We start from the raw sequence: 3,793 nt of genomic DNA, 5'->3' as shown, positions 1-3,793 counted from the left end.
GTGTTTAGAGGTGTTGGGTGAGGGTGTTGATGGTGGGTGCGTTGATGATGGTGGCGAGGGGGAGGTTTCGGTTGAGGGTGGTGTTGATGGTGTTTTGGAGTGTGATGGCGGTCAGGGAGTTGCCGCCGTGGTCGAAGAATGAGTCGTCGGCGGTGATGTGGTCGATGCCCAGGGTTTGGGTGTAGATGGTGGTGAGGGTGTCGGTGAGTGGGTGACGGGTGTGGGTGTGGGTGTGAGGGGTGTGTGGTGGTGGGGGTGTGGTGTGGCCGGTCCGGGTGTGGGCGCTCAGGGTGGTTGCCGGTGTGGTGGGGTCGGTGGTCATCGCGTCGAGGATGCGCGCCAGCGCCGCGGTGAGGGTGTCGATGGTGTCGGTGGTGAACACTTCGGTGCGGTATTGCACCAGTAGCCGCAGGCGTTGACCTGGGATGGCTTGCACGACAAGGGGGTAGTGGTAGTAGTCGCGCACGGTGGCGTCGCTGATGGTCAAGCCGTCGGTGCCGGCGTGTGCGGCGGTGTCGGCGGGATAGTTCTCATAGACCAGCACGGTGTCGAACAGTTGCTGGTGGCCGGTGAGGCGGTGGATTTCGGTCAACCCCAGGTGTTGGTGGTCCAGGGTGGCGTTGCGGTCGGTGTCGAGTTGGGTCAGCAATCCGGTCACCGTGGTGGTCGGGTCCAGGCGGGCCCGCACCGGCACCGTGTTGATCAGCAGGCCGACCATGGACTGCACCCCGGCGACCTCGTCGGGACGCCCGGCGACCACCGCCCCGAACACCACGTCCCGGCGGCCGGTCAGCCCGGCCAGCAGCACCGCCCACCCGGCCTGCAACACGGTGTTGACGGTGGTCTGCCCGGCGCGGGCCAATTCGGCCAACCCCGCGGTGTGCTGCTCGTCGAGCTCGACCACCCTCATCGCGCGCGGCCCCAACCCCAACCGGTCAGGTGCAGCGACCAGGGTGGGGGTGTCCACCCCGGCCAGCACCTGCGCCCACGCCGCGCGCGCGGCATCGACATCACGCTCGGCCAGCCAGGACACCCACCGCCGGTAGGGCACCGCCGCGGGCAGCCGATGCCCCAGATAGCACGCGAAGATCTCCTGCAACAGGATCGGCATCGACCACCCATCGATCACCGCGTGATGACAGGTCAACACCAACCGGTAGCGGTGGGCCCCGGTCCTGATCAACGCCACCCGAAACGCCGGCGCGAACTGCACATCGCCCACCGCGGCACGCTCAGCAGCACACACCTGATCCACCACCGCATCAACCCCCGCGCCGACCCCGTCGCTGGTGGGGCCGCCGGTGGTGGGGTCATCGGTGGGGTCGTGGTAGCGCCAGCCCGGCAGTGGATCGGCCGGGATCACCGCCACCGGTTCGTCGAACCCCACCCAGAACCGCCCCACCAGATGCGGATGACGCCCAGCCACCGCCACCACCGCCTCGGCGAGCCGGTCGGGGTCCAACGCCCCGGTCACGGTGAAACTCATCTGCACCGCGTACACGTCCTCCACATCAGCGGCGTCACCGCGCGCGGCCAGGGCGTGAAACACCAAGCCCTGCTGCAGCGGCGTCAACGGCAACACATCAGCAACCCCGCCGCGGCGGCCCAACTCATCGATCTGGGCCTGACTGACCCGCGCCGGCGCCACATCCGAGGGTGTCAACCCACCCCCACCAGCGGCGACGTGAGCACAGATACCGGTCAACGCCTGCATCCACAACGCACTGAGCCGACCCACCGCCGCCTCATCGACCAACAACCGCGCCCAGGTCCAATCCGCCCGCAACACCGGCCCGGCCGGGCTGTCGACGGTCACCGCGTTGACCTCCACGGTGTGAGCCAACTCCAACGGCAACACCATCGCCTGGGCACCCACCGACACCGCATCGGCATCCACCCGCCACATCTGCGCCGACAACTCCACCCCACCACCGAGGCGACCCAAATAGTTGAACCCCACCACCGGATCGGCCCCACCCAGATCCACATCGGCATTGACATACCGCAACAACCCATAAGTCAGACCCGGCGGCACCGCCCGCAACTGCTCCTTGGCCGCCTTGAACACCGACCCCAACCCCACCCCACCGGCAACGACCTCGCGCCACGACACCGCACCCACCGCCAACGACACCGGATACTTCGTGGTGAACCACCCCACCGTCCGCGACAAATCCAGCCCCGCAGCCAACTCCTCGTGCCGCCCGTGGCCCTCCACCTCGATACCCACCGGCGCACCCCCACCACCGGCGAACTCCGACAACGCCAACCCCAACGCGATCAACAAAACATCCTGCACCCCAGCATGAAACGCCGCCGGCACCGCACCCAACAACAACCGCGTCGTCTCGACATCAACCTCCACCGACGACAACCCCGCCGTCACATAGGTATCCAGCAACGGACGCACCGCAGGCAACACCGACGAACCCGAACCCCCCAACACCGCCCGCCACCGATCCGCAGTACCCACCACCGCATCCGAAACCGCATGCTGGGCCAACAACTGCGACCACCGCCGAAACGACGTCCCCACCGCAGGCAACGCCACCGGCTGCTGACCATAATGCTGAGCCCACGCGATGTTCAAGTCCTCCAACAACACCCGCCACGACACCCCATCAACAGCCAGATGATGAACCACCAACACCAACTGACCCGTCGAAGGCACCCACACCGCCGACAACATCACCCCCGCCGCCGGACTCAACCGCGACCGCGCCAACACCACCATCGCATCCGAGAGCACCGGCACCTCAACCACACACCCACCCACATCCACCGACCCCACCGGCGGAACCTCCAACACCCACCCACCACGACCATCAGCACCCGCACGCAACCGCAACATGTCATGACGATCCACCAACGCCTGCAACACCATCACCACATCCGCCCGGCCCACCCCCACCGGCGCCCGCAACACCACCATCTGATTGAACTGATCCACCGGACCACCCACACCGGCCAACCACCGCATGATCGGAGTAGCCACCACCGACCCCACACCCTCATCAGCGACCACCGCACCACCACCCCCAGCGGCCCCCACCACCCCAGCCAACCCCGCCACCGTCTGCTCAGTGAACACATCCCGCGGCCGAAACACCAACCCCGCCAACCGCGCCCGCGCCGCCACCTGCATCGACAAAATACTGTCCCCACCCAACCCGAAAAACGAGTCATCCACCCCGACCCGCTCCACCCCCAACACCTCAGCAAAAATCCCCGCCAACACCTCCTCGGTCGGCGACGACGGAGCACGAAAACCCCCACCACCACCAAACTCCGGAGCCGGCAACCCCCGCACATCCAACTTCCCATTCACCGTCACCGGCAACACATCCAACACCACCACCGCAACCGGAACCATGTACGACGGCAACCGATCCGCCAACAACCCCCGCACCTGCGCCCCATCAACATCACCGGTCACATAACCGACCAACCGCCGATCACCAGGCCGATCCTCCCGAACAACCACCGCCGCCTGATCCACCCCCACCACCCCAGCCAACGCAACCCGAACCTCCCCCAACTCAATCCGGAAACCCCGAATCTTCACCTGCTCATCAGCACGCCCCACATACTCCAACTCCCCACCATCACCCCAACGCACCAAATCCCCAGTCCGATACATCCGCACACCCACACCACCAAACGGACACCCCACAAACCGCGAACCCGTCAAACCCGAACGACCCACATACCCCAACGCCACCCCCCAACCCGCCACATACAACTCCCCCACCACACCCACCGACACCGGACGCAACAACCCATCCAGCACGAA

At 66.3% G+C, this 3,793-nt stretch carries 1 protein-coding gene; it reads right to left on the bottom strand.

Annotation, left to right across the window (positions count from 1 at the left end):
* Window positions 1–4: 4 nt before the first annotated feature.
* Window positions 5–3,793 (bottom strand): condensation domain-containing protein (locus tag O6P37_RS28375; protein WP_269897209.1); only part of this gene is annotated, 3,789 nt, incomplete at its 5' end.

Source organism: Mycobacterium hippophais (assembly GCF_027529605.1).
Taxonomy (GTDB): Bacteria; Actinomycetota; Actinomycetes; order Mycobacteriales; family Mycobacteriaceae; genus Mycobacterium; species Mycobacterium arseniciresistens.
Note: the sequence above shows the minus strand (reverse complement) of the source record. Positions and strands in the feature narration are given on the sequence as shown.